Genomic DNA, 26357 nt, shown 5'->3' with positions numbered 1-26357 from the left:
TCGTTTTCTCACTGAGCGGCTCGGCGACTCAACGCGCCTGGCGCGTCAACAGCATGGCATCGCCGTAGCTGAAGAAGGCGTAGCGCTCGGCCACCGCCTCGCGGTAGGCGGCCATCATGGTGTCATAGCCGGTAAAGGACGATACCAGCATCAGCAGCGTCGACTCCGGCAGGTGGAAGTTGGTGATTAAGGCGTCGACGCACAGCCACTCATAGCCGGGGTAGATGAAGATATCGGTCTCGCCGCGATAGGGGGCGATCTCGCCGCTGCCGCTCTTCTGGCACGCCGACTCCAGGCAGCGCACGCTGGTGGTGCCCACCGCTATCACCCGCCGGCCGGCGGCGCGGGCCGCCTGCACCTTGGCGCAGGCGGCTTCGTCGACCTCGATCCACTCGCTGTGCATATGGTGGTCGCGGATATCGTCGGCGCGCACCGGCTGGAAGGTGCCGGCGCCGACGTGCAGGGTCACGAAGGCGCTCTCCACGCCCTTGTCGGCCAGCGCTTCGAGCAGCGGCTCATCGAAGTGCAGCCCCGCGGTGGGCGCCGCCACCGCGCCATCGCGGCGCGCATAGACGGTCTGGTAGCGTTCGCGGTCGGCGAGCTCGTCCTCGCGGGTGATATAAGGCGGCAGCGGCATATGGCCGTGGCGCTCGAGCAGCGTGATCATTGGCGTCTCGCCCAGGAAGCGCAGCTCGAACAGCGCCTCGCGGCGGCCCTCGACCACCGCGCGCACGTCGCCCTCGAAGATCAGCTCGGTGCCCGGCTTGGGCGACTTGCTGGCGCGGATATGCGCCAGGCCGCGGTGAGCGTCCAGCGGGCGCTCCAGCAGCATCTCCACCTTGCCGCCGCTGGCCTTGTGGCCGTGCAGGCGCGCCGGAATCACCCGGGTGTCGTTGAATACCAGCAGGTCGCCGGGCTCGAGCAGCTCGAGCAGGTCGGGAAAGCGGCGGTGGCTGAGCGCCCCGCTGGCACCGTCGACGCACAGCAGACGACAGTCGCTGCGCTGCTCGGAGGGGTAGCGAGCGATCAGCTCCTCGGGGAGGTCGTAATGGAAATCGGCACGCAGCATGAAGGCCATGACTCGCAGTGATAGTGGCATCGATACCTTGCCCACAGCCGCCGACTCGACCGCCTGGACAAGCGGCACAGGATACCCGTTTCACCGCGCAAAGTCAGGCCGCCCGATTGACCTGCCAAGCGGCCCACGTATAATGCATCGCGCGTTGCCGGCGTGGCGGAATTGGTAGACGCAGCGGATTCAAAATCCGCCGGGTGCAAGCCCTTGTCGGTTCGAGTCCGACCGCCGGTACCAATAAATCAATAGGTTAGGTGTTGCCCCTTGCATCATCTAATATCAAGGCATATCTTCCAAGTGCAGTTCCTTATTGGGACGGGTATTGGGACAAGCCGATATGCCACGAAAAGCTCGTGAACTCTCTCCCCTTGAAGTGAAGCGCCTGACTACCCCCGGCCGGTACGCCGTGGGTGGAGTCGATGGCTTGTTCTTGCGTGTGACTCAGACCGGCAGCCGGTCATGGATTCTTCGCTATCCGACCGGAGAGAAGCGCCAATCCGCTAATGGCAAGCCGTTTGCCGTCTATCGTGATGTTGGCCTTGGTAGCTATCCCAATACCACATTGGCTATAGCTCGTGAGAAGGGTCATGCATTCCGCGCCAAGCTGGCCCGGGGCGTTGATCCCCTGGTAGAGCGCCGCGAAGCCAAACAAGCGCTCCTGGCTGCTGAGCTACGCCGCCTGACGTTTGCCCAAGCTGCAGAAGCTGTGATCAAGGTGAAGCAGGCCGAGGCTAGTAACCCCAAGCATGCCCACCAGTGGCGGCAGAGCCTGGAGAGCTATGCTTTGCCCATCCTTGGCTCCATGTCCGTGGCCGATATTGAGCTGGTCCACGTTAAGCAAAGCCTCGAGCCCATCTGGGAGAGCAAGCCCACCACCGCCGCCCGCGTGCGTCAGCGCATCGAGTCCGTTCTGGGATGGGCAACGGCCCACGGTCACCGTTCCGGCCCCAACCCGGCCGCCTGGAAAGGCAACCTGGATGCTGTGCTGCCAGCGCCAGCCAAGATCAAGAAGAAGGTTCACCACCGGGCCATGCCCATCGACGCTATGCCGGAGTTTTGGGCAAGGCTGCGAGATCGGGACGACATGCCGGCCAAGGCGCTTGCCTTCACCATCCTGACTGGTTGCCGATCGGGCGAGGTGCTGGGCGCCCGCTGGGAAGAGATCGACCTGGTAAATCAGGTCTGGATCATTCCAGGAGAGCGAATGAAGGGCCGCCGTGAGCATCGTGTGCCGCTGGCGCCAGCGGCCGTGAAGCTGTTGCGCTCGCTGCCCCAGGCAAAGGAAGGGATGGTCTTCACCCGAGGTAAAGAGCGCAAGCTTGCCGACAGGGCAATGACTGACCTGCTGGCTGCCATGGGTGAGAAGGAACGGGCCACGGTTCACGGTATGAGATCCACATTTCGCGATTGGATGGCAGAGCGCACCGCCACCCCTCATGACGTGGCGGAGATGGCCCTTGCCCACATCATTGGTAACCAAGCTGAGGCTGCCTACCGCCGCGGCGATCTACTGGCCAAGCGTGCCAGGCTGATGAAGCAGTGGGCCGTTTTCCTGGCCTCGCCGATCGGTACCGGTAAGGTGGCCCCCATTCGAGGGGCAAGCGCCAGCGAGGCGGCAAGCGATGGATGAACTGTGAAGATTCTGGAAGTGCCCGCCTGCGGATATTGCGGATTTGCGGAAAAGTGCATCAGAGCTGACCTGGCCACTTGCGGAAGCGCTGCGGGTAGCTGCGGATAATCCCTGGCCTATAGCCCTATTGCTGAGGTGAAGGATATGGACGACGAGCTGAAAGCAATCCAGTCCGATCTAGATAGCGTGCTAGATCGGCTGGCTGAGTATATGGGTAGCGACAAGCTGAGCACGCGCGTTGTGGAGTGGGATGGGGCGACCAGAGAAGATGCCGCTGGCGTAATTTTCAGTTATGCAGGCGCGAGCGGCACGGCGCACACCCCCATGGGGCTGGATGGCGTTATCACTCTCTTCAGGCTGAGTAGAGCCGATAATGCCAAGCAAGAGGATGAGTTTGTGGCAGCCTACGGTGAAGATGTGGGTCACCTGGTGTCAGCAATCGCTGCACTTTCTGACCCAGACACTGTCCCTGATAGTTACCATCTTTCGACGTTGGGTAGTGCTGCCTATGACTTCATGGAGGGCAGCGCAAAGTGGTTTGGCCAAGGGCAGGGGATGCCATTGGTGCGGGCTAGAAAAGCCAAAGATGGTGAGTTAGCAAAACCGCCACTGGTGATCGATGGGTATCTGGATAAGCACAGGCATTCCAAACTTATGGCGGCGATGCAAGTCTACTTCGCTAGTAGGGATTTGGGGAAGCCGATAGATGACGGCCTATTTGAAGAAGTCGGTGAAAGGCTAGGAATCAAGCCAGGTACCCTGAAAGCAGCTTACTATAGCGATTCGGCTAAGCGTAGTCGCAGAGCTCATGAGATTGTCGAAGAGATCACCGGGAAGCGTATTGGCTGCGTCGACGACGAAGAATAAACAACATTCCAATTTTCGCACTAAATTCTAGCAATACCCCGCCCTCCCATTCCGCCAACCTCCACCTTGCAACCGCATAAGACAAGGTGAAGTGTTATGGCAGATCATCCCACTGATGCTCCCGTTTTCATGACTGCTACCCAAGTGGCGAAGCGGGAAAGCGTGAGCGTGCCTACCATTTGGCGTTGGGCTCGCGAAGGTAAATTCCCCCAGCCCGTGAAGCTGGGTGACAACTGCACTCGCTGGCGCTTGGCTGATCTCCTGGCTTGGGAAGCCGGACGTGGGGAGGTGGCCTGATGTTGACCGCTGCCCTTGTGCCCGACTATGCTCTTTCTGCTGGCGCAAATTCGTCAGCCGACCTTGGCCGGTCGGAATTACATAGGCGCACAAGCGCCACCACCATGTCGGGCGCTTTTTTTGTGCCTGCCATGTGCTATGGCGGCTGTGCGCGGGACACCTCCGGGTGTGCCGGTTTCCTATGTGACCGGTCGGCCAACCTGCGTACAGTCGCCCCCATCAGCTGCTTGGCCGCAGCCGGGGACGACTCCGATCACATAGGAGTCAGACCCATGGCGTCATTCCGCCTGTTCCCTACTCGCAACCCATCTGCGCGCGCCGCTGCTCACCGGGCAATGGCCAGAGCTGCCCTGTTCAGCGATACCAGCGCCAGCACCCGCCTAAAGCGTTACAACCACCACATCGAGAAAGCCCGCCGCCTGGAAGCCCGCGGAAGCGAGCAGGAGGTGGCGTCATGAACTCACGTCTGCAGCAGATCGATCCTCGTAATCTTCCGGCACGTCCACTGGACGTCACCTCCGACACCTATGCAGCCCTGGTTCTCAGTGCTGATGGCTGGAGCCTGCAAGAGATCGAAGCACACCTCGCCGATAGGCGGTCCCGGCAGCGCCATGAGGTTACTGGCAACCAACGTCGCTGGCTCGCCGAGGCATACGACAAAAGAGAGGGGCCTCCCTTAGCTGGCGCTGGCCAGGAGGTTGCCCAATGACCCGCCCCAACACTCGCGCCGAGAGCATCAAGGACATCGTTGGCGCCATATATGGAATGACAGGGATCCTTGAAGCCGACCTGGTGCGCCGAGCAAATGAGGGTGAAAAAGCCGTGCTCGGTGAGTACGAACAGGGCGCCATGCTTGCTGCCATGAGCCATCTGGCCAACCAAGCGACCTTGCTAGCTGAGTCGATCGTTGAAGATGAGGAGCTTGTGAATACGCCTGACGCCCAAGGTGAGAGCCGGGAGGTCACGTCATGACTTGCAGCGAGATCGTGATGGAGTTAGCCGCCCGCGACCTGGGGGATGCTATCGACCACACCCGTTACGCACTGAGTAAGCAGGCAGCGAGCGCCGGCCAGGTAACCACCAACTACGGCCTGTTGGTGCTGACTGACCAGGAGCAAGAGAAGCTGCGCAGCTTCCTTACCCAACTGCTCGAGCGGCGGCTGGCTGTTCTGGAGGGCTCGGCATGAACCAAAAGGCGAAAACCACCCCTGTAGAGCACCAGGATCCGTTGGCCGCCCCCGCGGCGTTCATCCCTGACGTGGACAAGGCCGCTGCTGCCTTACGGGCAGTCGCTGGACTGCTGGAAGACAACGCCCATCGCCGCGATGAGGAGCGCATGGACGACGTAACCGAGTACGGCTTGGCCTGCTGCGTTGGGCTGGCTGCCGATTACCTGGATGGCGTCATTCTGGAAATGCTCGAGGCGTCCCCCGGGCATCCCGCCCGCGCTGGCAAAGGGGGGAAACCATGACGACTCATGCAGCCGACTATCGTCACAAAGGCCAGCCAGAGGCGACCCATCACCACAGCATCACCACCGCGCTGGTCGAGGCCCTGGCCGCTCGTGGCGTCACGGGTTTGTCGATCTGTGCTGATGGTGAAGTCCACCGCTTCGATGCCCCCGACAAGCGCCGCGGCAACCTGGCCGGCTGGTATGTCTGCCCCACACCTGAAGTGGCAGTGTTCGGCTACTGGCACACGGGGGAACAGCAGACCGTTACTCTGGCCGGCGAGCATGACTCCGCCGCCGCAGAGGGGGCCCGGAAAGCCGCCGAGCGCGCGCGGCGAGAACGAGAGGCCCTGCGCCAGCGAGATCACGCCGAAGCCGCCGATCGCGCCCGCCGCCTTTGGTCCTCCGCTCAGCCGGCGAGCCCAAACCACCCCTACCTGCAGTGCAAGCGCGTTCGGCACCATGGCTTGCGCCAGCAAGGCGACGTGCTGTTGGTGCCGCTGTTCTGCGCTGGCGCGCTGGTCAATCTGCAGCGCATCCACCCCGATGGCGGAAAGCGATTCCTGCCACGCGCCCGGCTCAAAGGTGCCGCTTCCCTGCTGGGCCGTCTGGCTGGCGCTGAGCGCGTCTACCTATGCGAAGGCTGGGCAACCGCCGCCACACTGCAAGAGGCGACCGGAAGTCCTGTGGTGGCGGCCATGACCGCCAACAACCTTGCGACGGTAGGTCACGCATTGCGCCAGCGCTTACCGACCGAGGTGGCCATCACCGTGGCCGCTGATAACGACCACCGAACCGAAGGCAATCCAGGCATGACGGCCGGCCGCGCCGCCGCCCAGTCGATCCGCGCTGATCTGACATGGCCTCGCTTCCCGTGCGTTGGCTGTACCTGTACTGACTTCAATGACCTGGCGCGGTGCCAACAGCTCGAGGAGGGTGCCGCATGACGATGGCAGCTGTGAAGCACCAAAGCGAGCAACCGCCCGAGCGAGGGAGCCGCATCGAGCTGGCGCCCCTACCATTAGCTGAACGCGAGGCGCCGCCAGAGTACCCGATTGATGCGCTGGGACCGGTATTAGGTGAAGCGGCCGAGCGCTTGGCCTACTACGTGCAGACCCCGCCTGGCATGGCCGGCCAATCCGTGTTGGCTGCAGCCGCCTTGGCCATTCAGGGGCAAGTAGACGTGGCTCGAGGCCAGATCGGTCGGGGGCCGGTATCGCTGTTTTGCATGACGGTAGCCGGCAGCGGCGAGAGGAAGTCGAGCCTGGATGCGCTGGCGCTGTCACCGATCCGCGAGCTGGAGGCCGAGAAGCGCCAGCACCACCCTGAGGAACTGGCCGCCCACAAAGCAGCGCGTGAGGTGTGGGAAATGCGCCGTGATTCCCTGGTCAATGCCGCTAAGCCCAAGGGCAAGCAGGCGATGAGCGAGGGCGAGGCGGCTTATCTGCAAGAGACGTTGACTGCCATAGATGCTGAGGAGCCGCAAGCGCCCACCATGCCGAGCATGACGTTTGGCGAGCCTACCGCCGAGGGCATCTATCGCCATCTGCAGAACAACCACCCGAGCGCCGGGCTGTTCTCCGATGAAGGTGTCGGCTTCTTCGGTGGTCACGGGATGAGCGAAGAAGGACGCGGACGCACCGTGGCGATGGTCTCCAAGCTGTGGGATGGCGCCCCGATCACTCGCACTCGAGGCACGGCGGGCGAGTCTGGGGTCTTGGCCGGCCGCCGCCTTTCTGCCCACCTGATGCTGCAGCCGGTGGTCGCCGCCAAAGTGTTGGGTGACCCGCTGCTGCAAGGACAGGGCTTCCTCGCACGCTTCCTGATCGTGCAAGAGCCAAGCCTAGTGGGACAGCGACTGCTGAAAGGCCGCGACCCCAATAAGGGGCCGCACCATGACCCAGCAATCGCCCGCTACTGGTCCGTGCTCACCGACCTGATCCGCACCCCACTGGAGGTCGACGATAGCGGCTCACTGTCCCCCAGGCTCGTGCGTATTGAGGGCGAGGCTTACGAAGCATGGGCGCGTCTGCACGACGCTATCGAGCTGCAGGTTCAGCCCGATGGTCGCTTTCGTGATGTGCAGGCATTTGCCAGCAAGGCCGCCGACAACGCGGCGCGAATCGCTACTGTGCTGGCGCTGGTGGAAGGCCATGAGGCCCCCTGCGTGGCGCATATTGAGCGCGCTGGCAGGCTGGTGGCCTATTACCTGGAGTCAATGGCGATCCGGAGTGCAGAGGCACGGCAGGACACTGAGGAGCTGCAGGCTCGAGAGCTGTTGGAGTGGATCAAGGAGCACGGTGGCGTGCTACATGCCCAGGACTTCAAGCGCCTGCCAAGTGAGTACCGCAGCGCCAAGAAAGCCAGGCCACTGCTGGGCTTCCTGGTCGACACCGGTCATCTCCAGATCGCCACCAGTAGTCCCCGCGGACAGCCGGCGAGCTGGCGCTTGGTAGGGGAGGCATGAGCCATGATCGATCTGATGGAAATTGGCCGTCGCCTGTGGGATGGCGACGACCCGCTGGTCCCAGCGCAGCCACCCACCCAGGCACGACAGGCGACAGACCTGCTTTTACCTGATAGCGACGCCTCAGCGGTAACTGGAGTTGGCCAGGTAGCGCCGACGGAATCCGCAGGTATCCGCAGTTCATCCGCAGGTGTCGATCCCCAGCCGGGGGGCTTATCCGCAAATCCGCAAAATCCGCAGCCTACTGAGCCAGCGCCATCCTACGAGACTGAAGCGATCATTACCGCTCTGGTGAGTGGTGCCGGTCGTGACCTTGGTATGCCCTTGGCCAATCGTCTGCGAGACGTGCTGGCGCCGATGGATCGGCATGCCCGCGCCATCCTGGCTGCTGCCATTGATGACGCTTTCGAAACGGCCAAAGACGCCAAGGAGGCTCAACAGGAGGTGGCCAAGCTGCTGGGCGTATGGATCCCCAAACAACCCCGACGCGGCAGCCTGGCTGGCCGTGTTGACTGGATCGACTGGATAGCCGATCGATGCCCATTAGTGCCCGAGGACCGCCGTTTCATCTGCGTCAGGCTTCGAACATTGCCCCCTAAAGCGCGTGAACGTGCCGCCCGACGCTACGTGGCTACCTGGCAGGAGGCCGCCGAGGCAGAGCCCAAGGATCACTGCAAGACCAACCGAGGGCGCTGTGCAGCCAATCGCAGTCTGCTGGCGCTGATCCGGTAAGACATAGATCGGTGCGGGGCTGCCTAAGGCAACCCCGCGCAAGATTTATAACAATATATGGACATTTATATGGATATGACTACCATATGTGGTACTGGATAAAATGACAGTGCCATCATGACACCGAACAGCCGAAAGCCTCGTACACGCAACATCATCCCTTCAGCCCGCCGCCAGCGTGAGCTCTATCAGATGCTGGATCGCCGCGCAGATAGCGGCGACGTGGAAGCCGCCGGGTGGCTCTTGCTGCTGATCGAACAGCGCAAGGCATTGAGTTCTTCGGCTCAGCAATGAGGCGCCCATAGTAGGCGCCTTTTGTGTGCGTCCGCGGCGAGACACGAACAGAGAGTTACGACATGGCCGATCTAGAAAAAAGCGTCGCTATCATCTTCGAGGGCGTCGACCAGATGGGGGCGGGGGTGGACAGCGCCACCCGCCAGATCGACGGCGTTGCGGGGTCGGTGCAGAAAGCCACCGAGCCGATGGCGGATCTGACCAAGAACGTACTGGCGTTCCAGACGGCGCTGCTGGCCACCGGTGTGGCGGTGACCGGCTTTGCGATCAAGCTGGCCGGCGACTTCGATAGCCAGTTCCGCGAGATCTCGACGCTTATCGACGAGCCGACCGATAGCCTGGCCGGCTTCCGCCAGGAAATTCTCGAGTACGGCCGGGAGAGTGCTCAGTCGCTGGGCGACATCAACAGCGCGGTCTACTCGGCGATCTCTGCCGGCGTGGATTATGCCGACTCGCTGGACGTAGTACGCAAGGCCGAGATGCTCGCCATCGGCGGCAAGTCGGACCTCAAGAGCGCGCTGATAGCGTTGGAGGGTCCGCTGAACGCCTATGGCGCTGGCGCCGAGGAAGCCGGCGACTATGCCGACGCCCTGTTCCAAGCGGTGCGCGACGGCATCACGACCCTGCCTGAACTGTCGGCATCGATGTCCCAGGCCACCAGCCTGGCGGCCAACGCTGGGATTGAGTTTGGCGAACTGCTGGCGGCAGTGTCTGCCATTACGGCCACCGGCACGCCGACGTCGCAGGCGGTAACGCAGGTTGTATCCGCCATTTCCAACATGATCAACCCCGCGAAGCAGGCACGGGATCTCGCCGCTGAATTGAATATCGAATTCGGTGCCACGGCCCTGGAGTCCGAGGGACTGGCCGGGATGATGGATATTGTGGCGGAGGCCACCGGCGGCAACACCGAGCAAATGGCGACGCTGTTCGGCAGTGTGCAGGCGCTCCAGGGCGTGCTAACGCTGACCGGCGAGGCATCCGACAAGTTCGCCGTGGCCCTGGAAAACCAGGAAAACCGCACCGGCGCCGCGCAAGAGGCCTACACCCGCATGGCGGGCACGGTGGAGCAAGGCACGCAGCGCATCCAGAACGCCATGACCGGCGCGCTGATCGCGGTGGGCGACCCGCTGCTGGACGAGTTCACCGGGATTCAGGCTGCCATCGCCGAGATCTTCAATGCAGTGGGCGCGTCAATCACCGATGGCCAGCTCGAGGGCTTCGTCAATCAGCTCGAGAGCATGATGGGCGGCATCGAGCAGACGCTCAGCGATGTGGCCCGCAACCTGCCCGAGGCGCTGGAGAGTGCGGATTTCTCCAGCTTCTTCAACGGCATCGACATGGTGCGCGAGGCCATCTCGGAGCTGTTCGGCGGTGCCAACCTCTCCAGCGCTGAGGGCCTGGCCAGCGTGATCGAGACCATCGGCCTGGCATTCGAGACGCTCAGCGGTTACACGGCCGGCGCGATCACCGCGCTGGGGCCGTTCCTCGAGCAGATGGCCAACCTGGTGCAGTTCGCCCTGGAGCTCGACCCAGCCTGGGCGGTGGTTGTGGGTACGATCGGCGGCGCCTCGCTGGCGCTAAACACCCTGGCCAGCGCCGTGATCACGTTCAACGGAATCGTGCGGCCGGTGCTGGGTAGCAGCGGAGTGATTGCCAAGGCCGCGCCGCTGGTATCCGGCCTGGTGGGCGTGCTCACCGGCCCGGTTGGTCTGGCCGCTGGCGTAGCGATCACCGGTGCGGCGGTATACACCGCCGGCCGCGACATCATGGGCTTTGGTGCCAACGTTGACGAGGCGACGCGCGAGCTGCGCGAGCAGAATCGCGCCATCGCCGATGGCCGTTTGGTGTGGGATTTCGCTGTCAGCGACTGGGTCGCCGCCGGCGAGGCCCAGGAGGACCTGGCGACACGCATGGCGCGGATGAACCGCGAGGCCAGTGACGTCATCCTCGGGATCGACCGGCAGGCCGAGGCGCGCGAGCGCGAGCGCGAGGCGCGGGCGATGCAGGAGGTCGAGGCCCGCTACACCGACTTCGACGCCGTGGTGGAGGAGGCCTTCAAGAACAGCGCCGCGTTCGCCGACGAGCAGGAGCGTACCGCCAACGGCCTGCGCGGCGTGCTCGAAGAAATTGGCCCGATGGAAAACGCCTGGCGCCAGGTCAACGATGGCGTGTTCCAGCAGGTCACGAATATCGGCGAGCTTGAGTCGGCCTATGCCGAGGTGCGCGCCGCGTTCGACAAGGGCCTGATCAGTCAGACGCAGTTCGATGAACTGACGTCGTACTACGAGAGCATGCGCAACGGCGCCGACACCGGCGCCAAGGCGCAGCAGGACCTGGCCAACGAGGTGCTCGAGGGTCAGGAGGCCATTCTGAAGGCGCGGCAGGCGGTGTTGGATTACGAGCTCTCATTGGAGGAACTGGCGAGCAACGAGCGCATTAAAAACTTCGAGATCTCCGCCGGCCTGCAGACCGCCCAACTGGAAGCAGACACCGCTCGAGTAGAGGCGGCGTTCAACAGTATCAGCGCGACCATCGATAACACGGGTGACGTTCTCCAGGGGCTATATGGCGTGCTGGGATCCGGCGACATTTCGCGACTGCAGGAGCTGGGGCTGGAGCGTGAGATTCAGCGCGAGAGTGCCCGGCGTGATGAGGCCATGCGCCTCGAAGCCGAGTTGACTCGAGAGCAGATCGAGCAGATGCGAGTTCGCACTGATGCGATCCGTAACGGCGGCGGCCTTATCAACATCAGCAGCGATGGCCTGGAGCCGGCCTTGGAAATGGTGATGTGGCAGATCATCGAGAAGGTTCAGCTCAGGGCCAGCGCCGAAGGGGCGGAGTTCCTGCTGGGGCTGAATGGTGGGGGTGCCTGATATGGTGCAAAGAGCAGCCAGCAAGGGGGTAATCCCCGGCCTCGATCCGACGCTGTCGCCTGTCCTGCAAGCCCTGGCGGTAAAGGTAGCGATTAACAGGGTGGCCTTGAACCAGGCCCGAGCGTCGCTGGAGCAAGTGCGCGAGGCGCTCGGCCAGATGGCACATCAAGCCAGCTCACTTGGCGATCCGGCGATAACTGCCTCGGGCTACGCCTTGGCCACCGCACAGGCCGATCAACGGCGTGCCCTGTTCGATGAATTCACTGATGCACTGATTCACCTGGCGCGAAAGCACCCACCAGGGGCGGCGGAACGCGACCGCATGATGCGCATCGTCGAGCAGTGTACCGAGCTTATGGCGAAGGCACAGAAGGCCCGCAGGGACGAGCTAGGCGCTCTGCTGCGCCTCGACACCTTGACCAAGGAGGCGAACGCCCAGCGAGCCCTTGAGCGTAACCAGGGGGGAGGTATTCATTGATGACGCCGATTCTGTTCCGCGAGCTTGACGAGAGATCCGCCGCTGCCCGCCAGCGGCGGGACTATCACCATCGCCAATTCAACCTGGCCCTGGCCAACCTGAGGGCCCTCGGCGCTCGCTGCCCAGGTGTGGGCTGCAGAACGGTTCGAGCAGCTGGCGCTGCGCTTTCAAAAGCTACCCGTAGCGAGTTGCAGGCGCCGTTCATGGCCTTCGCTGACGCCATTCTCGACCACGCCCGCACTCTACCTGAAGACACCCGGGGGGAGGCGGTGACGCGCTTAGCAAACCAGGCCATGGACTATACGCGCGACCTGGAACACCACGTAATGAGAGAAGCCACGGCCCAGCGTGAGCTCCAGATGTTTAACCATTTGCTGGCATCGGCCCTGGCCGAGTCAGAGGGTGGCCATAACCCCGGACCAGGGGGGGCCAACTGAATGATGACCAGCGGCCGCCGGCTGGTGCCGGATTCCCCCCCCGGCCAGCACCACTTTCTGGATACCAGGTAGAGGAACACGGGCATGAAAGTAAAGATGGATGTAAACGCCATCCGAGAAGTCGAGAGAGCGCTATCGCATATCAGAAACGGTTCTAGCACCGCCATGAGCCGTGCCATCAATCACACGTTGAGCGTTACAAAGACTGAAGCAGGAGTGGAAATACGCAAGCAGGTGAAGCTGAAAGCCGGCTATGTCAGAGAGCGACTAAACATCAGGAAGGCAACCGTTTCTAACCCCATGGGGCGCCTCGAAACTCCTTCCCGGGGGGTGCTGCTGACCCGCTACGATAACCGCAAGTATGCGCGAGGCGGGATTGGTGTTCAGGTTAAACCCTCAGGTGGAAAGAAGCGTATGCCAGGGGCGTTCTACATCACCTTCGCCAATGGCGTGCAGGCGATCGCGATTCGCACCAAGCACGGGCCTGGCCTCGGCCGGAGTGGCGGCTTGCAAATTCTCCACGGGCCCAGCGTGAGCCAAGTATACACCGACGTGAAAGATGACCTTCAGGTTCCATCCGGAAATCGATTGATACAAAGGATGGCGCATGAAGCCGAACGGCTGATAAAGAAATGACCCGGAATGGATCGCGCGCCCCATGGGCTTCAGTTGCTGGCGACGCTCCCGCTGAGAAATCGCGGGTCCTTCCTGGCGCCCACCCCCCGGCCACGGGGACGCTGAGCCCTGGATTTCGACAAATTTTTGGGCTCCCTGGGTGCTCCACCGCAGGTGGCCCCGAGCCCAGCAACGGTGGGAGATGCGAGCTGTGCAAGCTGAGCATAGCGGCACCAGGATCGGCCGCGTTGATGTACAGGTGATGGAGGAGCGCCGCGGGTGCGGCTGAGCAGACGATGGGCGAGGTGATTGGACGGGAGCAGGCCTACCACTGGTCGATCAGCCGACTCGCTGAAGCGATCGGTCGCGACAGGCGCACGGTGGCCACGTTGATCAAAGATGCGGCGATTCCGCCGGCAGGTTCCCGGCGTGGTAACCCGATATACCGGCTCGCCGATGTTGTCGATGCGCTTACAGCCGATCGCCGAGCCATCACCGGCGACGGGCTCGACATCAACGACCTATTGCCCCAGGACCGCAAGGCCTGGTTCCAGAGCGAGAACGAGCGGGTAAAGCTCGAGCGCGAGTTACGCAGCCTGGTACCGGACAGCGAGGTTCAGCGGGAAATGGCTGCTCTGGCCAAGGCCGTGGCGAGTGGTCTCGATTCCTTGGCTGACATGCTCGAGCGTGATGCCGGGCTACCGCCTGAGGCCATCGAGATGGTGCAGCTCGTAACCGACGCCTTACGCGAGCAGATGTATCAAGCAATCGTCGATGACGACGAAGACGCCGCTGCCGACGCGTGACGGCACACAGCCGGCGCCGCCGGCAATCGAAGAGGAGCAACACAACATGATGGCAGCAATCAAAGGTAAAGCGGCGGCCACGGCAGACAGCTGGAGCGCCTGGCTGGATCAACTCGACCATCTCCAGGAGGAGCGCGCCGAGATCACCGGCATGGCAGACGCCAACCAGCGACTGGAAGGCGCTCAGCGCCGTATCAATTACCTGTGTGGCCAGGCCTGGAATAGCAGCCTCATGCCAGCTGATCTGGACCGTGCAGCCATGCGCGGCGATGAGTCCGCTCAGAACGTTCGCGCCGTGTTGCGGGGCGAGAACGGCGATCCTGGTGCCGCAGCCACCCATCTGCTGGGACTGCTAAGCCGCGCCACGCACAGCCTCGACTGGCGCAACCAGTCCCAGGAGCGCCGCGCCTTCATACAGGACCTGGCGACCAAGCTTCGCGAGGCCCTCGCTGCCCTGGAGAAAGGGCGTGATGATGTCGCCAGGCTGGAACAGATCCGCGGTGAGGTAGATCAGCGCCTTGAAGATCTCGAGGCCAAGGCTCCCAAGGCCTCGGCCTCCAGCCTGGCCTCGCTGCTCAAGGAGCGTGACGCCGCCACCAAGGATCGCGAGCGCCTGGTTGCCGCTCTCAACAACATGACCGCCGATGACAGCCCGCTGTCGCTTGCACGCGAAGCTGAGCGGGCCGCACAAGAGCGCTTCGAGGAAGCGGAAGCGCTGTTGGCCATGGGTGAGGCCAATGCAGAGGAAGTGAAAGCCGCGAAGGCCGAAGCGGACAAGGCCAGCAAGTCGCTGGAGCAGAAGCAGGCTGAACACCGCAGCCAGGACGCTGCGCGCCGTGGCATGGCTCGCAAGCTGGAGCAAGCCGACAGCCGCCTGGAAACCCTGAGTCGGGCCTATCGCCAGGCGCTGGGGCGTGTGCGACATGCCGAACTGGCCGACCTAGAAGGCAAGCTGGTCGAGCAGGTGGAAGCGCTCGAGGAGCACTTGGCCGGTATGGGACGAATCTATGCCGACCTCGAGGAGGCCGAGCCGGAGAGCAGCTATGGACGTGCGGTCATCGAAATTAAGCTTCCCTATCTTCACCACCATCCCCGCGCTGATGAGCTCCATAACGGGCTCACGATCACCGCCCACGGCCGGGAGGAGTGACCATGAAACACCAGAGCCAGAGAAGCCCCTTCGCCAACTCTGCCGCACGCGCCGCCTACCGGGCGCAAGCGCTTAATCGCATCGCGCTCCAAGAGGCCGAAGCCAAGACGGCACGTCTACGCGAGGAGGCCGAAGCTCGCGCCCGCCAGCAGCGCGTCAGCGCTGCACTCAACCCGCTGTCGGTATACGCCAAGGCCAACGGCAAGCCGGTCGCGAGAACCCCGGGGAGCACTGGCATCGACTACGCCAAGATCTATGACCGGCAGAACCGTAAGGAAGGAGGTGCCTCGTGATTGTCACCCGCCCGCGCAGAGCCATCGTGACCAACCCTGCCCGCCGCACTGGCACCGATCCGGATGCTATCATCCGCCGACACCGGACGCGGCTGGAAGGGAGGCCCCACCAGGTGAAGCCCTACAAATTTTGTTGTAGGTTCCACGTACCAATTGCGTAACGGATTTCAGCGCAATTGCGGTAGCACCATTTCGGAAGCTGTACTCATATTGCATTCACGCATGGTCTCGCGTACGCTTTATTCATTGATTTCTGACGACGTCCTTAGCAACGCATTTGCGGCTAAGGGCGTTTTCGTCAGAAACGTAGAGAGGAGGGATCACCATGAATCAAGCACTTAGGCAGCAAGAGCGTCTCGTCATCCCCGCGCGTCGTGAGGGTGAAGTGGCCAGCGCCCGCCCGTGCCTTGGCGATCACCAAGCCCAGTTGGAGAAAGCGCGTGAGCGCTCCCTGGCTCGCTACAAAGAAGCCTACCGCGACCTAGCCAAGGTCTAATTCGGATTGTCGTCCTGCGGTGACAGCCATACGGATGGCATTCGCTACCTCCCGGTGGCGGATATTGTCACCACGAACAGGCGCATGCTCGAGCTAACTCCCGAGGAGCCCTTTGGCATCATTGACCAAGGGGCTTTGGAAAGCGCTCAACAACGGCCCTGTACCCACCGATATTACGAACAGACCGACGACATATTCACGTTGGCTGCAGTGCTTGGCGAGGGACTTGTTCAGAATCATTGCTTTTTAAACGCCAACAAGCGCACAGCTGCGGAGTGCGTGTATGTGTTTCTTTTGCTGAATGGATGGGAATTGACCGCGCCGGGCCATGAGGTGGTTACGATCTACGAGGGTGTAGCAACACACGAATACACCGCCGAGGAGTTGGCTGACTGGCTAGCCGGGTGGTCTCGAGAATTCGACACTTCAGCGCTGAACGACTGAAAAACCCCGCGACGTCGGGGTTCAGGAACCATGGTTGTATACGTCGAACGCTCGATCTACCCAGACAACATGGAACACTCGGTCAACTCGATAACCCACCATTGGGGCATGTGCATGACACCGGAATGACAGCAGTTGGGCATCTTCAGTAACTTGCGGTGGTATCGGCACCTTTAAGGAATCACGCGAAATCTTTTCGTAGCCAAGCCCATGCCGGTGCGCTTGGGAAATTTCACCCCAGGTGAGTTGGCTCAGTCGGCGCAAGGTATCCGCTACTGCTGCCTGCTGCTCACGCTCACAGTCCTGTATGCAATGACCCCGTTGCAACTGGTTGAAACAGAACCAAGGGGTTTCTCGATTGGTAGACTTTCTCTCCGGGCGACGCTGCGCCAAGTCCTGTTTGGTTCTTGCCTTACGGTCCTTGATGCGGCGCTTCTTCCCACTATTAGCCATGCTGCATCACTCAAGCAAGCTGGGGAAAAACTCTGCCAGATCCTCAGTGGTGATCTCCTGCGAGCCAGTCTCAGCGTCGTAGTTGTTAAGCCACGGATCCTCTTCGTGGGTCAGGTTGCGCAGGTGCCACGCTGAGTGCTTGGCATATACATTAAATACCTCATCAACCAGCTCGGCAGTATCTTCGTCGATCTGGTCGACTACCTCAGGAGGCGGCGCCGGGATGTTCCCATTGCCGTATTGGCGGAACTCACGGTAGATAGACGGGAGTACTGGGCCATGCAACCACGCTTCCATGCGGTCATCGAATGCAGGGCGATCAAAAAGCACGGTATGAAAGCCCTGAACATAGTAGAGCAGCTTCTGCAGCTTCAGATTCGAGATCTCAGCTGCCTCACCCTCAGCCTGATTCGCCTTAACTAACAGATAGTTAGCAATGTCTCGCGCTGTCGTCATATCTCTCTCCGTGCTTCGCAGCCGTGTCGTTCAATGGTTTCACGCTACGTGTGGCTGAAGGATAGGGATGAGCCCACAAAGAATCAAGCGAACTTGAATACGAGAAGTAACATTTCCATCTCCCGCCGGGATGGCCTTGCAGCGCGTGCCGGCGGTATTACTCAAGATGGTGCTGGGGGGGGTGAGAGTATGAAGGCTGGAGGCCTGAGAGAAGGGATCCAAGGCCGGACGGGCATCAAGAGGCAGAGGCGCTTTTATCCCGCGCCTGAGTATATCGATTCAGTTGAGAGAGCCATGCCATGATTGTGTTGAGCCGGACTGAGCTAAAAGAACTCACGGGTGCCTCCCAGCGCCGCAAGCAGATCGATCATCTGAGAGCCATGGGCATTCCGTATCGGGTTAACGCTGACGGTTGGCCGGTCGTACTCCGTGAGGCAGCTTTGAGGGCTCTGGGAGGGCGTAGCGTAGACCCGGTGCCACAGGAGGCTACTATCAACTTGAGCTTTCTGGATCTGTAGCAATGCCTTGGTCATTTCCCGGTATTGGGTCGGCTTGCCGGCGAGCTGCCTGTGCCGCCCTTTGTGTAGGTGCTCCAGGCGCTCCTCGCCTCGGCTATGAACGGAAGTGGCTGGTGTTGGTTTTCGATGTGCTCAGCGGGGACCTGGTCCCGACTCCACCCAGCGGTCCAAGGCCTCGACGTTGTAGAAAATCCTGCCATCGGGGGCCTTCCGCCAGATGCGCCCCTCAGGCCATGTGCCGTCCTTACGCTTATGGTCGATCGCTGAGAGCGAGTAGCCATAGAGCTCCGACAGCTTGTTCCGAAGAACCCATTTGTTCTGTGCCATATCGTCCTACTCAAACCTGCAACGGGTACCGTGCCGATGGGACGTTCCATCCCACCCCTACCGTGGCTATTTTATCCGCAATCATCCGCAAATGATCCGCAGCTGGGTAACCCCGTCGCTACGCCTTATCCGCAAATCCGCAAAATCCGCAGAAGGTAAACCGCAGTATGGACACGGTGCATCATGCCGGATCACCCATTATCGCCCAAGTGCAGCTTAAGTATTGGGGCGGGTATTGGGTTTAAGGAAGGGTGTTGTCATAACTTTTTGATTTAAAAAGATATGTTTCGGATTCAAAATCCGCCGGGTGCAAGCCCTTGTCGGTTCGAGTCCGACCGCCGGTACCAGTTAGAAAACAGTCGCTTACGAGCGGCTGTTTGTGTTTCTACCCTCCCTCTTTCTAGTGCGTGGTCGCAGTTTGGTCGCAGAAGGCCCCGCTCAAGCTCGGCAGGCGGGAGCCGATATCGTCCAGGCCCGCATCGCACATGTGCGAACAGCGGCTGGCTCACCTGCTCGATGGTCAGCTACACGTGCCGTTCGTTCTTCGCCATTTTTTGCGGATATTGTCCCCCAAGGGGGGAAGTCCAGTCCCCCCATCCCCGGCAGACAAGGTTCAGCACGCGTTTAACCACCTGGAAGTAGTTGTTGATGGTGTTCTGCGCCCGACCTTGCTTGCGAAGAACCCGGGGCCATCTCGCGGGCCTTATCGACGCTGTCCATTCCGAGCTTGCCGTGTTCCCGATGCGATGGGCGCCACTTCATCCCTCCATGCTCTTCAGCCACCCGGCTTTCGTTCGTCGTGTTTCGATTGTAGCTGTGCCTCCACCTTGCCGATGATGTCTCGACTCAGCACGCGCAGCATGGGTTGGGCGGCGAGATTGACAGCCTTCTCGAGCGGGGGAAAGGGTAAGCGGTATTCCAGAGTGAGGTGGATGCGGGTGCCACCCTCGATGGGGGTCAAGTGGAAGCCGCCGTGGTTGGGCACACCGCTCACGGAGCGCCAGGCGAAGCCTTCGGGGGGCGTGAACTCCGTGATCTCCACGTCGAAGCTCAGCGGCAGGCCGGCTACACGGACCTGCCAGCGGTAGCGGCGCTCATCCAGGCGAACTATGGTGTCAATGGCGTCGCTGTAATCGGCAAACGCTTCCACTCTGGCGACTAGCGCAAACACCTCCTCCGGGCTGGCGGCGATTTCAGCGTCGTGTTCGATGACAGGCATGGTCCTCTCGCCCCTCTGACAGTCAATGCGGTGACAAATAGGGTATGACAACGTTCAGGAAGCACGCCGCAGCGGCCGGCGAAGGAGAACCGGCTCGGTCGCCTATCAAAGTGCTTGTCATCCTGGGGCACCCGCGCAGCGATAGTCTTTGCGGTGCCCTGGCGGACGCCTACTGCGAGGGCGCACGGGCGGCGGGCACGCAGCTGCACCGCCTGGATCTCGCGACACTTGCGTTCGATCCGCACGTGCACACGCAGTCGCCCAACGACCAACCCCTCGAAGCCGACCTCTCACATGCGCGCGATCTCGTCGCTTGGGCAGAGCATCTGGTATTCGTCTACCCCACCTGGTGGGGGTCGGTACCCGCGCTGCTCAAGGGTTTCCTTGACCGTATCATGGCACCCGGATTCGCTTTCAGGACCTGTGAAGGTGGGATCGGCTATCAGGGGTTGTTGAACGGTCGGTCGGCGCAGCTGATCACCACCATGGACACGCCACCGCTGATCCACCGTCTGCTCTATCGGGAGCCGGGCAAGAATGCCATGGCGCGGGCGACGCTGGGCTTCTGCGGCGTTCGTCCGGTGCGTGCGCTCGCATTGGGTTCTGTCAAGGAAGCCAGCCCGCTGCAGCGTCAGGCCTGGCTCGCGCGCGCCAACCGCCTGGGACGGCAGCTGGGGCGAGGCCGGATCACCCCGGTGGAACGGCTCAAGTACAAGGCCGGTGCCTGGTTGCGCGCCCTGCGCCTGCAGTTCTACCCCATGACCTGGATCGCCTATGCCGTCGGCGGCCTCGCGGCTTCGCCGGGTGGGGGCGTGTTCGGCAACCCCGTGTTCTGGCTTGGCTACCTCTGCCTGTTCCTGCTCGAGGTGGCCACCGTACTGGTCAACGAGGTGGTCGACCTGCGCACCGATCGCGCCAACCGCTTCTATAGCACCTTCACCGGCGGGTCGCGGGTACTGGTGGAGGGCCTGCTGAGTCCACGTGAGGTCAAGGCCGGGATCATCGCCGCATTGCTGGGCTTTGTGGGTAGCACAGTCTGGCTGCTCGGCCTGGCACCGGTGGCCCCGGCGACGGTTATCGCTGTGCTGGGGGGGCTGGCGGTCCTGGCCATCGGCTATACCTTGCCGCCGTTGATGTTCAGCTATCGCGGACTTGGGGAGCTGGATGTCGCCGTCACGCACAGCATCGGCGTGCTGCTGTGCGGCTACGTGTTCCTTGGTGGGAATTGGCGCGATGCGCTGCCATGGCTGTTGAGCCTGCCGCTGCTGTTGGCGATCCTCCCGTCCATCACGTTGTCGGGCATTCCCGATCTCTGGGCCGATGCCGTGGTCGGCAAGCGCACCCTGGCGGTGCGACTGGGGCACCGCGGTGCCTTGCGGGTCGCGTTCGTTTGTACCCTGCTCGCCACCGCCTGTGCGTTGGCCTGGTCGCTGACGGGCCTGGCGGCCGGCGCCTTCGCCGGGATCGCCTTCGTGGTCGTACCTTACGGCGCCTGGCTGGCGTGGTTGCTTAACCGGCACATTCAATCGGATCGCCCGCCCGGGCGTATTGACGGTTTGATGGCCGTCTCGCTCGGCTTCGTGTTGTGGTTCGGGCTGTGGCCGTTGTTGCGACTGGCGTGACGAGCCTGAATTCAAGCAACGAGCGCAACACCTGCTGTGTCCAGGGCGCCTGAGTATTCTCCCAAGAACACCTGTGCCGGTGTCCGATACCCGAGGCACTTTCGGGGGCGGTCATTCAGCTTTTCGACCACCTTGCGTAGCTCGGTATCGGTACCCGCTGGAAGTTCGTCCCCTTGGCAAAGGCCTGCCGTACTAGGCTATTGGTGTTCTCGTTGCTCCCACGCTGGCCTGAGCAGTAGGGATCACACAAGAAGATCGCTGCGGTAACCTCCTTGGCTACGGCTTCGTGACCGGCGCATTTCCGGCTTGCAATTCCGGTGGAAAAGCGACTACGTTGCTCCTTGTAGTGTCCGCGTTTTCCGACTCGCTATGTGCAAGGAAGTAACCGGAAAACCATTAACAGTACTTGGGTAAGTCTTTGCCGAGTAATGTAACAGTTGGACAGTTACAAACACATTGATAGCCGCACTCAAGCCATGCGGAATTGCTGATACACGGAGGTAGTCATGTTTAAGTTTCTAGCTAGTACTGCAGGCATCATCTTTCTCATTGGATTGGTAGTCGTTATCGGCATCCTGATGCTGATTTTCTAGTACGAATCTCCCGGAAAGTAGCCAAGCGGTGTCGGTATGCCTTGTCCGCCACACCTCGTAAGCGTCCGGGATTCAGCACGCCAAGCGCATTTCGAGTTCATCGTGCGCCTGCCCCACTGATGACCCGATGTCAGCGCTATCCGATCCCCTTATCCCTGGGGGGGCGACGATAGCTTAGCAGGCGGTCGTACTCCTTCTTGACGATCGCGTAGCACTCACAGACCCGCGCTTCAAGGCCGGGCCTGTCCAGAATGTTGATGCGCCCGCGATGGTAGGAAATCAGGCCGGCCCGCTGCAGCTTGCCGGCCGACTCGGTGACACCCTCCCGACGCACGCCAAGCATGTTGGCGATCAGTTCCTGGGTCATTAGCAGCTCATTGGTCGGCAAGCGATCCAGACTCAGCAGCAGCCAGCGGCACAGCTGCTGATCCAAGCTGTGATGCCGGTTGCATACGGCGGTCTGCGCCATCTGTGTGATCAGTGCCTGGGTGTAACGCAGCAGCAGGTCCTGCAGGGGGCCCGCCCGATAGAACTCGGCCTTCAACAGTGAACCCTCGAGCCGATAGGCGCTGCCGGCGCTTTGTACGATGGCACGGCTAGGCGTGGTTTCGCCGCCCATGAACAGCGAGATGCCGACGACACCTTCGGCACCGACGACGGCGATTTCCGTCGAATCACCATCTTCCATGACGCAGAGCAGCGATACGATGGAGTCCGTCGGGAAATAGACATAACGCATCATCTCTCCCGATTCGGCGAGCGAACCCCCCAGCTTCAATTCTACGTGTTCGAGTAGGGGCGCCAGGCGTTGGTATTCATCCAACGGCAAGGCCGCTAGCATGGAATTTTGACGTGGATCAGATAGCGGGGCCATAGTCGACAACACTCCTCTGACGGATAAGTTACCCATGGGTGGCAGCAAACGCCTGGTACGCTGTGGAATCGGCATACCTCTTGTGTACGCTATCGAACATTCACAGGGGTTCTGTGCGCCAGCACACATAGCATGGACAATCTGCCCCTGGGTCTAGTCCGCTCAAGGTAGACTTGTCCCATGACCGCGGAGATAAATCCAAGGCACGGGCAAGCACCCGCGATGAGCTGCTCGATGCGAGGGGCTGATAATGAGTATGGAGGCTCAAGCACACGGCCGCAGCCTGAACGTCTGATGATTTAGCAGCACTGAGTTCGACAGCGCACAGAGAGTTAGTGCCGAATGGGCCATCCTTGCCTCAAGCGTGGCAAAGGAAGAGCCTCAACAAGGACGTTGCGCGATGCGCTGCATGGAACGCAGCGCAAATTTTTCTCCGCGGGCCGCATGTTCGAGAGTCTCTCGTTCGTCGGCCCGCGCTTGATTCTGGCCTCGGAGATCGTCACCGGGCGTGCCGATGCCCCGAGTTATCTGTTTATCATGAGGAAGCAATATGCAACTCATCAATCAGCTGACTGATACCAAGGCGAAGACGTATGCCAAGCACTGCTTTGAGGATAAAAACGTCGATGATCTGCGCGCGGCGACAAATGAAGCTCCCGATCCAGACGTGCTGAGCCACTGGGGGCTCACGGAAGGTCAGTACACCTTGGCGATCACCACGGCACTGGCGGAACTCGAAGCCTAGCCGATGTTGACGGCAGATGGTCAGGCTTTCATGGGATAAGAATCCGATGACTCGGTACGGCCGAGCCGTTTTGAGGTGCCGAGATCACCATCGGATTATTCTATTATTTCGCAATGAGTGGCTGTGTACGCCAGCAAACAGATAGCTCCCGTACCCTATCGTTATGCTGTGAGTGCTTGATACGTGCAGCCATTTTCATGACCCGCTAGTCGGTCTGGATGCCGCGCACATTTCCCATCCGATAGGTCTGAACATGGCACAGCAACCCAAACTCATTAACCTTGCCCTTCAGGGTGGCGGGGCTCACGGTGCCTTCACCTGGGGAGTTCTGGATCGGATTCTCGAGGATGGCCGGCTGCAGATCGCCGGGGTCTCGGGCACGTCGGCGGGGGCGATGAACGCGGTGGCACTGGCCGATGGCTTCACCCGCGATGGACCCGAGGGCGGCCGCGCGGCCCTCGAACAGTTTTGGCGAAGCATGAGCAACGGTGCCAAGAAGAGCCCGCTGCGTCGCACGCCCTACGACGTCCTGACCGGCAACTGGGGCCTGCAGAACAACCCCATGTACCAGGCGATGGACGCGCTCTCGCGCATGGCCTCGCCGTATCAGCTTAATCCCATGAATATCAATCCACTGCGTGATCTGGTCAAGAAGAACATCGATTTCGACAGGGTGCGTGGATGCTCTGCGTTCAAGCTCTATGTGTCGGCCACCAACGTGGAAACCGGCAATATCAAGGTCTTTCCCCGCGAAGAGATCACCGTGGACGTGCTGATGGCCTCATCCTGCCTGCCGCATATCTATCAAGCCGTCGAGATCGACGGCGTGCCGTATTGGGATGGCGGCTACATGGGCAATCCGTCGCTGTTTCCCTTTCACGACGAGACGGGCACCAACGATATCGTGGTGATCCAGATCAATCCGATCGAGCGCAAGGGCGCGCCAAAGAACTGCCAGGACATACAGAACCGAATGAACGAGATCAATTTCAACAGCAGCCTGCTCAAGGAGCTGCGCGGCATCGATTTCGTAGATCGGCTGATCCGTCAGGGCAAGCTATCGGCCGATGAGTACCGCCAGGTTCGGGTGCATGTCGTGGAAAACCAGGCGGAACTGAAACCGTTAGGTGCTTCATCGAAGATGAATGCCGAATGGACGTTTCTCACCAAGCTGCGCGATCTCGGTCGTGACACCGCCACGCGCTGGCTCGATGAGAATTTTGCCGCCATCGGTGAGCGTTCCAGCGTCGACCTGCGTCAGATTTTCCAGGGTATCGGCGCCCAGCACCAGGGCTAGGCGCGACACAAACCGTGAAATCGAGGCGTACTCTCATCGCCAAGCCGGTGCCACCTTCCATCTAAGTTCATTTCATCAGCACATGCTTGCTAGCATGGCCGCGCTTGCTACCGCTTTCTGTTAAGGCTTTCATAAGGCCCTATGGGAACCATGACAGGGAGCAGGGCGATGGCATTACCGCTGCGCGATACCAATACTCACTATGGCCGCATCAGCCGTCTCTTTCATTGGGCGATGGCGCTGCTGTTTGCCTGGCAGTTCACCAGCGTGGCGGCGCGGGTGCTGTTCGAGGACTCCGCCTTCGACGATTTCATGTGGGCGTGGCACCGCGATGTCGGGGTGCTGCTGTTCACGCTACTGCTGCTGCGCGGTGCCTGGGGGCTGCTCAACCTGTCGCGGCGCCCGCCATCGGTGAGCGTGATGGCCAAGCTCGGCCACCTGCTGCTGTATGCGCTGATGCTGGTGGTACCGCTGGTGGCGCTGCTGCGCCAGTACGGTTCGGGACGTTCGCTGTCGGCCTTCGGCATTCCGCTGATGCCGGGCTTCGAGGGGCCCGAGATCGAGTGGCTGGTGGCGCTGGGCAGGATCTTCCACGGGTTGCTGGGCTGGACGCTGCTGGTGCTGATCCTCGGCCATGTGGCCATGGTGGCGATCCACCGCCGCTACGCGCATCACGATGTGCTGACGCGCATGGCGGGTACGCGCTCCCGTTGAGGGGCTAACCACGCTGCGGTGGGTGCCAAGGGCACAGCGCTGGCGTAGTCTTGGGGGAATCGACACAACGAGGAACCCATGCATGCCACGCAGCAAGAGCAAGCGTCATAAGCCCACCCCGTCGAAGTCATCCACCCGCCCAGCGCCGCGCAAGCGCCCCTTCAGCCCCAAGCGGCTGGTGCGCGGCGTGCTGGTGGCGGTGGCAATCCTCGCCGTGCCGGCGGCGTGGTTCGCTATGGAGGCGCGCCAGGCGCGGGAAGTCAGCGACCTTAGCGTGATCGGCGAGGGGGCGCCGGTGGTGGTGCAGGTGCATGAGCCGGGCTGCACCAGTTGCGAGCAGCTGCTCGAGCAGACTCAGGAGGCGCGCAGCCGCCTGGACGAGGAGCTGACCCTGCGCCGCGCCAATATCGCCAGCAGCAGTGGTCGCCGCTTTGCCAACGAGTACGGCGTGTCACAGAGTACGTTGGTGCTGTTCGATGCCCGCGGCGGGGTAGTGGACATCAAGCGCGGCGTGGTGCCAGCCGACGAGTTGGAAGCCGATTTTATCGCGCTGCAGGGCCTGCCCCGGCCGCGGCGGCGCTGAGGGCTGTCAAAGCCTTCGCGAAACCCTTATAGTGAATCGATCCACAGTCCTTTGCCCTTTCGGGGGTGAAGGGCTGTTTTCGTTGTCAGGCCGTATCTACGTTGTTTTAGCGTTTGCGGACAGGAGAGACCCATGTCATCACGCCCCAAGATCATCATCAATCGGCTGGACGCCGAGCGGCTGCAGCGGCTGATCGACGCCGCCAGCGACAAGGACCTGGCGGTGGCCGAGTCGCTGGAGGCCGAGCTGGAGCGTGGCGAGGTGGTCGATCCCGAGCAGATTCCCGCCGACGTGGTCAGCATGAACAGCCAGGTGCAGTTCACCGATCTGGGGCGTAGCCGCCAGCTGGTGCGCACCCTGGTCTATCCGCGCTCGCTGGCCGAGAGCGAGGATGGCCTGTCGGTGATGGCACCTATCGGCGCGGCGCTGCTGGGGCTCAGGGTCGGCGACGTGATCGACTGGCCGCTGCCCGACGGCAGCGAAACCCGGCTGCGCATCGATGCGATTCTCTGGCAGCCCGAGCGTGAGGGGCAGTTCCACCGCTGAGAG

The 26357-nt window shown here is 61.6% G+C and carries 30 protein-coding genes, 1 tRNA gene and 1 pseudogene; 26 read left to right on the top strand and 6 right to left on the bottom strand.

Annotated features, from left to right (window positions below):
* Positions 1-28: 28 nt before the first annotated feature.
* Positions 29-1069, bottom strand: a complete 1041-nt coding sequence (locus BWR19_15960) for a tRNA preQ1(34) S-adenosylmethionine ribosyltransferase-isomerase QueA (protein ID APX95069.1) — start codon at positions 1067-1069, stop codon at positions 29-31.
* A gap of 156 nt (positions 1070-1225) precedes the next feature.
* On the opposite strand from BWR19_15960, the gene BWR19_15955 reads away from it, so the two are divergent.
* The 19 genes from BWR19_15955 (at position 1226) to BWR19_15865 (ending at position 16407) form a co-directional block, all read left to right on the top strand.
* Positions 1226-1312: transfer RNA gene (locus tag BWR19_15955), tRNA-Leu, on the top strand.
* A gap of 100 nt (positions 1313-1412) precedes the next feature.
* The gene (locus BWR19_15950) at positions 1413-2705 is read left to right on the top strand and encodes an integrase (GenBank protein ID APX94307.1); all 1293 of its coding nucleotides are present in this window, start codon (positions 1413-1415) and stop codon (positions 2703-2705) included.
* A gap of 144 nt (positions 2706-2849) precedes the next feature.
* Entirely contained in the window at positions 2850-3572 is a 723-nt protein-coding gene (locus BWR19_15945) for a hypothetical protein (GenBank protein ID APX94306.1), read from the top strand.
* A 96-nt stretch (positions 3573-3668) separates the two neighbouring features.
* Positions 3669-3869: a hypothetical protein gene (locus BWR19_15940; protein ID APX94305.1), complete on the top strand. Its 201-nt coding sequence runs from the start codon at positions 3669-3671 to the stop codon at positions 3867-3869.
* 272 nt (positions 3870-4141) lie between these two features.
* Positions 4142-4327, top strand: a complete 186-nt coding sequence (locus tag BWR19_15935) for a hypothetical protein (protein APX94304.1) — start codon at positions 4142-4144, stop codon at positions 4325-4327.
* A gap of 247 nt (positions 4328-4574) precedes the next feature.
* The gene (locus tag BWR19_15930) at positions 4575-4841 is read left to right on the top strand and encodes a hypothetical protein (protein ID APX94303.1); all 267 of its coding nucleotides are present in this window, start codon (positions 4575-4577) and stop codon (positions 4839-4841) included.
* Complete coding sequence (locus tag BWR19_15925) at positions 4838-5056, top strand: hypothetical protein (protein APX94302.1); 219 nt, start codon at positions 4838-4840, stop codon at positions 5054-5056. The genes BWR19_15930 and BWR19_15925 overlap by 4 nt, the downstream gene beginning before the upstream one ends.
* Positions 5053-5340 carry a hypothetical protein gene (locus BWR19_15920; GenBank protein APX94301.1) on the top strand — a complete coding sequence of 96 codons (288 nt, stop codon included), beginning with the start codon at positions 5053-5055 and terminating at the stop codon, positions 5338-5340. Before BWR19_15925 ends, BWR19_15920 begins: the two co-directional genes overlap by 4 nt.
* Before the next feature lie 59 nt (positions 5341-5399).
* Complete coding sequence (locus BWR19_15915) at positions 5400-6266, top strand: hypothetical protein (protein APX95068.1); 867 nt, start codon at positions 5400-5402, stop codon at positions 6264-6266.
* A complete protein-coding gene (locus BWR19_15910; GenBank protein APX94300.1) occupies positions 6263-7786 on the top strand; it encodes a hypothetical protein in 1524 nt (507 codons plus the stop codon). The genes BWR19_15915 and BWR19_15910 overlap by 4 nt, the downstream gene beginning before the upstream one ends.
* A gap of 318 nt (positions 7787-8104) precedes the next feature.
* Entirely contained in the window at positions 8105-8518 is a 414-nt protein-coding gene (locus BWR19_15905) for a hypothetical protein (protein APX94299.1), read from the top strand.
* Between the two features lie 356 nt (positions 8519-8874).
* Positions 8875-11688, top strand: coding sequence for a phage tail tape measure protein (locus BWR19_15900; GenBank protein ID APX94298.1), 2814 nt, complete (start codon positions 8875-8877; stop codon positions 11686-11688).
* A 1-nt stretch (position 11689) separates the two neighbouring features.
* A complete protein-coding gene (locus tag BWR19_15895; protein ID APX94297.1) occupies positions 11690-12166 on the top strand; it encodes a hypothetical protein in 477 nt (158 codons plus the stop codon).
* The gene (locus tag BWR19_15890; protein APX94296.1) at positions 12166-12603 is read left to right on the top strand and encodes a hypothetical protein; all 438 of its coding nucleotides are present in this window, start codon (positions 12166-12168) and stop codon (positions 12601-12603) included. Before BWR19_15895 ends, BWR19_15890 begins: the two co-directional genes overlap by 1 nt.
* 84 nt (positions 12604-12687) lie before the next feature.
* Positions 12688-13239 (top strand): hypothetical protein, encoded by a 552-nt coding sequence (locus BWR19_15885; GenBank protein APX94295.1) that lies wholly within the window; start codon positions 12688-12690, stop codon positions 13237-13239.
* Positions 13240-13514: 275 nt separating this feature from the next.
* Positions 13515-14024: a terminase small subunit gene (locus tag BWR19_15880; GenBank protein APX94294.1), complete on the top strand. Its 510-nt coding sequence runs from the start codon at positions 13515-13517 to the stop codon at positions 14022-14024.
* A gap of 46 nt (positions 14025-14070) precedes the next feature.
* Positions 14071-15174 (top strand): hypothetical protein, encoded by a 1104-nt coding sequence (locus tag BWR19_15875; protein ID APX94293.1) that lies wholly within the window; start codon positions 14071-14073, stop codon positions 15172-15174.
* 2 nt (positions 15175-15176) lie between these two features.
* Complete coding sequence (locus tag BWR19_15870) at positions 15177-15467, top strand: hypothetical protein (GenBank protein APX94292.1); 291 nt, start codon at positions 15177-15179, stop codon at positions 15465-15467.
* A gap of 502 nt (positions 15468-15969) precedes the next feature.
* Positions 15970-16407 carry an N-acetylglucosamine-6-phosphate deacetylase gene (locus tag BWR19_15865; protein APX94291.1) on the top strand — a complete coding sequence of 146 codons (438 nt, stop codon included), beginning with the start codon at positions 15970-15972 and terminating at the stop codon, positions 16405-16407.
* Positions 16408-16428: 21 nt separating this feature from the next.
* Here BWR19_15865 and BWR19_15860 read toward each other — a convergent pair whose 3' ends face one another.
* The gene (locus BWR19_15860) at positions 16429-16860 is read right to left on the bottom strand and encodes a hypothetical protein (GenBank protein APX94290.1); all 432 of its coding nucleotides are present in this window, start codon (positions 16858-16860) and stop codon (positions 16429-16431) included.
* Between the two features lie 6 nt (positions 16861-16866).
* Positions 16867-17316, bottom strand: coding sequence for a hypothetical protein (locus BWR19_15855; GenBank protein APX94289.1), 450 nt, complete (start codon positions 17314-17316; stop codon positions 16867-16869).
* 299 nt (positions 17317-17615) lie between these two features.
* On the opposite strand from BWR19_15855, the gene BWR19_15850 reads away from it, so the two are divergent.
* Positions 17616-17834, top strand: a complete 219-nt coding sequence (locus BWR19_15850; protein ID APX94288.1) for a hypothetical protein — start codon at positions 17616-17618, stop codon at positions 17832-17834.
* A gap of 132 nt (positions 17835-17966) precedes the next feature.
* Here the strand turns inward: BWR19_15850 and BWR19_15845 are convergent, their stop codons facing one another.
* Both BWR19_15845 and BWR19_15840 read right to left on the bottom strand, forming a co-directional pair.
* On the bottom strand, positions 17967-18161 hold the full coding sequence (locus tag BWR19_15845; protein APX94287.1) for an excisionase: 195 nt from the start codon (positions 18159-18161) through the stop codon (positions 17967-17969).
* A 775-nt stretch (positions 18162-18936) separates the two neighbouring features.
* The gene (locus BWR19_15840) at positions 18937-19380 is read right to left on the bottom strand and encodes a cyclase (GenBank protein APX94286.1); all 444 of its coding nucleotides are present in this window, start codon (positions 19378-19380) and stop codon (positions 18937-18939) included.
* Between the two features lie 104 nt (positions 19381-19484).
* On the opposite strand from BWR19_15840, the gene BWR19_15835 reads away from it, so the two are divergent.
* Positions 19485-21002 carry an NAD(P)H dehydrogenase gene (locus tag BWR19_15835; GenBank protein ID APX95067.1) on the top strand — a complete coding sequence of 506 codons (1518 nt, stop codon included), beginning with the start codon at positions 19485-19487 and terminating at the stop codon, positions 21000-21002.
* A gap of 729 nt (positions 21003-21731) precedes the next feature.
* On the opposite strand, the gene BWR19_15830 is transcribed toward BWR19_15835, so the two are convergent.
* Positions 21732-22469, bottom strand: coding sequence for a Crp/Fnr family transcriptional regulator (locus tag BWR19_15830; protein ID APX94285.1), 738 nt, complete (start codon positions 22467-22469; stop codon positions 21732-21734).
* 550 nt (positions 22470-23019) lie between these two features.
* Here BWR19_15830 and BWR19_15825 point away from each other — a divergent pair.
* The 5 genes and pseudogenes from BWR19_15825 to BWR19_15805 all read left to right on the top strand — a co-directional run bounded on the left by BWR19_15825 (position 23020) and on the right by BWR19_15805 (position 26354).
* Entirely contained in the window at positions 23020-23214 is a 195-nt protein-coding gene (locus tag BWR19_15825; protein APX94284.1) for a hypothetical protein, read from the top strand.
* A gap of 253 nt (positions 23215-23467) precedes the next feature.
* A pseudogene (locus BWR19_15820) lies at positions 23468-24576 on the top strand (patatin).
* Positions 24577-24679: 103 nt separating this feature from the next.
* The gene (locus BWR19_15815) at positions 24680-25225 is read left to right on the top strand and encodes a cytochrome B (GenBank protein APX94283.1); all 546 of its coding nucleotides are present in this window, start codon (positions 24680-24682) and stop codon (positions 25223-25225) included.
* Positions 25226-25307: 82 nt separating this feature from the next.
* Positions 25308-25808 (top strand): hypothetical protein, encoded by a 501-nt coding sequence (locus tag BWR19_15810; protein APX94282.1) that lies wholly within the window; start codon positions 25308-25310, stop codon positions 25806-25808.
* Between the two features lie 132 nt (positions 25809-25940).
* Entirely contained in the window at positions 25941-26354 is a 414-nt protein-coding gene (locus tag BWR19_15805) for a nucleoside diphosphate kinase regulator (protein ID APX94281.1), read from the top strand.
* The last annotated feature ends 3 nt before the right edge of the window (positions 26355-26357 follow it).

The organism is Halomonas sp. 1513, from assembly GCA_001971685.1.
In the GTDB taxonomy this organism is placed as follows: domain Bacteria; phylum Pseudomonadota; class Gammaproteobacteria; order Pseudomonadales; family Halomonadaceae; genus Franzmannia.
This window is presented reverse-complemented; position numbering and strand designations above follow the sequence as displayed.

Coding starts and splice junctions, on each gene's coding strand:
- BWR19_15960 (APX95069.1), bottom strand. CDS start 1,069: ATGCTGCGTGCCGATTTCCATTACGACCTCCCCGAGGAGCTGATCGCT.
- BWR19_15950 (APX94307.1), top strand. CDS start 1,413: ATGCCACGAAAAGCTCGTGAACTCTCTCCCCTTGAAGTGAAGCGCCTG.
- BWR19_15945 (APX94306.1), top strand. CDS start 2,850: ATGGACGACGAGCTGAAAGCAATCCAGTCCGATCTAGATAGCGTGCTA.
- BWR19_15940 (APX94305.1), top strand. CDS start 3,669: ATGGCAGATCATCCCACTGATGCTCCCGTTTTCATGACTGCTACCCAA.
- BWR19_15935 (APX94304.1), top strand. CDS start 4,142: ATGGCGTCATTCCGCCTGTTCCCTACTCGCAACCCATCTGCGCGCGCC.
- BWR19_15930 (APX94303.1), top strand. CDS start 4,575: ATGACCCGCCCCAACACTCGCGCCGAGAGCATCAAGGACATCGTTGGC.
- BWR19_15925 (APX94302.1), top strand. CDS start 4,838: ATGACTTGCAGCGAGATCGTGATGGAGTTAGCCGCCCGCGACCTGGGG.
- BWR19_15920 (APX94301.1), top strand. CDS start 5,053: ATGAACCAAAAGGCGAAAACCACCCCTGTAGAGCACCAGGATCCGTTG.
- BWR19_15910 (APX94300.1), top strand. CDS start 6,263: ATGACGATGGCAGCTGTGAAGCACCAAAGCGAGCAACCGCCCGAGCGA.
- BWR19_15905 (APX94299.1), top strand. CDS start 8,105: ATGCCCTTGGCCAATCGTCTGCGAGACGTGCTGGCGCCGATGGATCGG.
- BWR19_15900 (APX94298.1), top strand. CDS start 8,875: ATGGCCGATCTAGAAAAAAGCGTCGCTATCATCTTCGAGGGCGTCGAC.
- BWR19_15895 (APX94297.1), top strand. CDS start 11,690: ATGGTGCAAAGAGCAGCCAGCAAGGGGGTAATCCCCGGCCTCGATCCG.
- BWR19_15890 (APX94296.1), top strand. CDS start 12,166: ATGACGCCGATTCTGTTCCGCGAGCTTGACGAGAGATCCGCCGCTGCC.
- BWR19_15885 (APX94295.1), top strand. CDS start 12,688: ATGAAAGTAAAGATGGATGTAAACGCCATCCGAGAAGTCGAGAGAGCG.
- BWR19_15880 (APX94294.1), top strand. CDS start 13,515: ATGGGCGAGGTGATTGGACGGGAGCAGGCCTACCACTGGTCGATCAGC.
- BWR19_15875 (APX94293.1), top strand. CDS start 14,071: ATGATGGCAGCAATCAAAGGTAAAGCGGCGGCCACGGCAGACAGCTGG.
- BWR19_15870 (APX94292.1), top strand. CDS start 15,177: ATGAAACACCAGAGCCAGAGAAGCCCCTTCGCCAACTCTGCCGCACGC.
- BWR19_15860 (APX94290.1), bottom strand. CDS start 16,860: ATGGCTAATAGTGGGAAGAAGCGCCGCATCAAGGACCGTAAGGCAAGA.
- BWR19_15855 (APX94289.1), bottom strand. CDS start 17,316: ATGACGACAGCGCGAGACATTGCTAACTATCTGTTAGTTAAGGCGAAT.
- BWR19_15850 (APX94288.1), top strand. CDS start 17,616: ATGATTGTGTTGAGCCGGACTGAGCTAAAAGAACTCACGGGTGCCTCC.
- BWR19_15845 (APX94287.1), bottom strand. CDS start 18,161: ATGGCACAGAACAAATGGGTTCTTCGGAACAAGCTGTCGGAGCTCTAT.
- BWR19_15840 (APX94286.1), bottom strand. CDS start 19,380: ATGCCTGTCATCGAACACGACGCTGAAATCGCCGCCAGCCCGGAGGAG.
- BWR19_15830 (APX94285.1), bottom strand. CDS start 22,469: ATGGCCCCGCTATCTGATCCACGTCAAAATTCCATGCTAGCGGCCTTG.
- BWR19_15825 (APX94284.1), top strand. CDS start 23,020: ATGCAACTCATCAATCAGCTGACTGATACCAAGGCGAAGACGTATGCC.
- BWR19_15815 (APX94283.1), top strand. CDS start 24,680: ATGGCATTACCGCTGCGCGATACCAATACTCACTATGGCCGCATCAGC.
- BWR19_15810 (APX94282.1), top strand. CDS start 25,308: ATGCCACGCAGCAAGAGCAAGCGTCATAAGCCCACCCCGTCGAAGTCA.
- BWR19_15805 (APX94281.1), top strand. CDS start 25,941: ATGTCATCACGCCCCAAGATCATCATCAATCGGCTGGACGCCGAGCGG.